The sequence below is a fragment of the Tianweitania sp. genome (genome assembly GCF_032053605.1).
GTDB lineage: Bacteria > Pseudomonadota > Alphaproteobacteria > Rhizobiales > Rhizobiaceae > Tianweitania.
Genome location: NZ_DAMBUH010000093.1, coordinates 1 through 2,573, shown reverse-complemented (window position 1 = coordinate 2,573; position 2,573 = coordinate 1). Strand labels below are relative to the sequence as shown.

Sequence of the window (2,573 nt, the reverse complement as noted above, 5' to 3'; positions counted from 1 at the left end):
TCTGGCGCGTTATCACCAGTTCAGTTCGGTCGGCTGTAACTTCGTCCAGATATTTTGCGACATTCGCACGGAAGTCGCTAACGGTTGCATAGCCCATCTAGGCCTCCAAAGATGAACGTACATATACACGTACGCGTGCAACATAACAACCGTCTTGACGCTGCGCTTCGCCCCTGCCACTCCCGATCCCCATGGAAACCATTCAATCGTCAGGCGTGCGCGGGCGCGTCAAGGATGCGCCGTCGGGGCACTGGGTCTATCGCCTGCTGCCGCGTGGGATGTGGCCCTATGCGCAGCTGGCCCGCTGGGACCGACCGATCGGCTGGCAGCTTTTGCTCTGGCCATGCTGGTGGTCGGCGGCGATGGCGGCTGCGGCCAATGCCCAGGCCGGGGATCCACTGCTGAGCGTTCTGCCCTCGCCTTGGCACATCGTCCTGTTCCTGATCGGCTCGATCGCCATGCGTGGCGCAGGCTGTACCTATAATGACATCGTGGATGTTGATATCGACGAGAAGGTCGACCGGACCCGCTCGCGCCCGCTGCCGGCGGGGCAGGGCAGCCACAAGCAGGCCTGGGCGTTTCTGGTTGCGCAGGCGCTGGTCGGCCTTGCAGTGCTGGTGCAGTTCAACAGCTTCGCGATTGTCACAGGCCTTTGCGCGCTGATCCCGGTCGCGATCTATCCCTTCATGAAGCGCGTGACCGACTGGCCGCAGCTCTTTCTCGGCTTCGCCTTTTCATGGGGCGCGATGATGGGATGGGCAGCGTATTTCGGCCGGCTCGATGCCGCACCCATGCTGCTCTACTTCGGCGCGATCCTGTGGACCATCGGCTACGACACGCTTTACGCCCATCAAGACAAGGAAGACGACGCGCTGGTCGGCGTGCGTTCAACAGCGCGGCTCTTCGGCGACCGAACCAAGGAAGCGCTGGTCTATCTGTATGGAGGCTCGCTGATCCTGTTCGCTTCGGCCTTCACGCTGGCGCAGGTGCCGCTGCCTGCGATGGCCGGACTGCTGGCCGCTGCCGCGCATATGTTCAGGCAGATCCGCGTGCTCGATATCGACAACCCCGATCAGTGCCTGAAGCTCTTCCGGTCGAACAACACCGTGGGCTGGCTGATCTTCATCGGACTGATGGCGGGCGGCGCGTGGGCCGCTCTGCGCATCTATCTTTGAACCATCGCCTTAGTTGCGGGCGATGATCTCTTCGCCGTCCACAACCAGACGCAGGCCGAGATTGCCGATCTTGCGGCGGGCAAGGAAACGCGGCCGGCGCGGCGCGGAGGTTGCACGCTTGCGGCGCGGCTTCGGCTCGCCATTGGTGACGCCGCCGATGGAATCTTCCAGCGTGCGCGCCACGCCGTCGGATTCCACCAGCAGCATCGGCAGGCGATAGGCTTCCGCCCAGGCGCGCCAGTCTGCGGCGACGTCGTCGAGATCATGCGCTACGAGCAGCGGCACGGAAAGCTGCGGGTCGGCATGATGCAGTTCGAGCGTCACCGTCACATGGCCGGTCTCGTCTTCCATCGCGCGCGCTGCGACGCCCTGGAATGCCGGTGCCGGCAGCGCGATCGTGACGGGCAAACCGCTGCGTTCGAGCCAGCGGCGGATAACGGCGCCACGCTTATCGATCGTGAAATGAACATCCCCCTGTTCGTCGCGGCTGGCATAGGTCACCGCCTGCGGCAGGTGGAACGGGTCCAGGCGCATGTTGCTGCTGGCCCAAACCGGCTTCAATCCCGTGTTCATCATCTCTCGCCTTCCTGTTCTTCCTGAGAGCCTCTTCCGGCTGGCCGGTTCAGCTTCCGGACCGGTTTTCCGGCCTCGTTGAAGTGGAAGGTAGAGCGCGGTCCTTACCGCCGCACTTAAGAAGTTGGGTTAAGCAATTTCGGCTTTGCCAATGGTTATCGGAATGCAACCGTAATACATAAATCATCAAGCTTCGTATCCGAAGCATTGATGCTTAGCAGAATGTAAAAACTGTTTGGGCTTTATTGAGCGCGCGGAGATGCGGCGCGGCTGAGACGGTCGTTGATGGCAACGCCAAGCCCCTGATGCGGGATAGGCTCGACAGCGATCATGCGCGCGCCTTGGCGGTCCAGCGCTTGAAGATCGGCATAAAGATTGGCGGCTGCTTCACGCAGATCGCCCTTTTCCGAGAGGTTGCGGATAGCGACTGCCTGATCAACCCCGCTGGCACGGTTTGGCCCGAAGGCCAGCAGCGCTTCGCCGGGCTGGATACGTTCGGCATCAAGCCGCACGCCAGCATCCGGCGCGTAATGCGAGGCGAGCATGCCTGGCGCTTCGATAGCGGGACCGGTCATGCCTATGACAACCTGCCGACCGATCGCTGCTTCGATCTCCTCGGCCGTCAGTCCGCCGGGCCGCAGAAGGCGAACTGTATCGCCCTCCACTTTCAGGATCGTGGACTCCACGCCGACATTCGTGGGTCCTCCATCGAGGATGTAAGCGAGTTTCGGGCCGAGATCGTCCTGCACGGCTTGCGCGCTGGTTGGGCTGATGCGTCCGGACGTGTTGGCGCTGGGCGCGGCGATCGGGCGGCCGAGTTCGGCG

3 protein-coding genes are annotated in these 2,573 nt (G+C 62.7%); 1 reads left to right on the top strand and 2 read right to left on the bottom strand.

Translation table 11 applies throughout. The features are described 5' to 3' along the window. Positions 1 to 191: 191 nt before the first annotated feature. Positions 192 to 1,175 carry a 4-hydroxybenzoate octaprenyltransferase gene (gene ubiA, locus RTX98_RS16515; protein ID WP_312797916.1) on the top strand — a complete coding sequence of 328 codons (984 nt, stop codon included), beginning with the start codon at positions 192 to 194 and terminating at the stop codon, positions 1,173 to 1,175. A 9-nt stretch (positions 1,176 to 1,184) separates the two neighbouring features. Here ubiA and RTX98_RS16510 read toward each other — a convergent pair whose 3' ends face one another. Both RTX98_RS16510 and RTX98_RS16505 read right to left on the bottom strand, forming a co-directional pair. After that, on the bottom strand, positions 1,185 to 1,748 hold the full coding sequence (locus RTX98_RS16510; RefSeq protein WP_189503166.1) for a DUF6101 family protein: 564 nt from the start codon (positions 1,746 to 1,748) through the stop codon (positions 1,185 to 1,187). A gap of 242 nt (positions 1,749 to 1,990) precedes the next feature. Then, on the bottom strand, positions 1,991 to 2,573 hold a 583-nt coding region (locus tag RTX98_RS16505; protein WP_312797915.1), incomplete at its 5' end, for an L-threonylcarbamoyladenylate synthase.